1 protein-coding gene is annotated in these 311 nt (G+C 44.7%); it reads right to left on the bottom strand.

Annotated elements, in window-relative coordinates; genetic code table 11:
- Positions 1–289 (bottom strand): ISAs1 family transposase (locus R0J87_RS19290; RefSeq protein ID WP_498888254.1); only part of this gene is annotated, 289 nt, incomplete at its 3' end.
- Positions 290–311 lie beyond the last annotated feature (22 nt).

Consider the following 311-nt stretch of genomic DNA (forward strand, 5'->3'; position numbering starts at 1 on the left):
CTGCCTGCATCCATTTTAAAAAGCAGTCTTGAAACTGGTTAGGTTCAATGGAAGAAACAACCCTGGCAATAGTGTCATGAACAGGGATGCCCTGGCGAAAAAGTCCTTTGTCCTGTAGCCAATCGAGGTGAGCTTCGCCAAAGTCTTCGATATCTTCCAAGCCCTCAATGCCTGCAATGGTGGCGCATACGGTCAGAAACAAAATGTCTAACAGTGCGTACGATATTTTTGCTGACTTTGGGGGGTCTTGAATAACTGAAAAGAATTGAGAAAAATCATCGATATGCATTAGGAACGCCCGTAAAAAGGGG

The sequence above is a fragment of the Halomonas sp. SIMBA_159 genome (assembly GCF_046536035.1).
In the GTDB taxonomy this organism is placed as follows: Bacteria; Pseudomonadota; Gammaproteobacteria; order Pseudomonadales; family Halomonadaceae; genus Vreelandella; species Vreelandella venusta_A.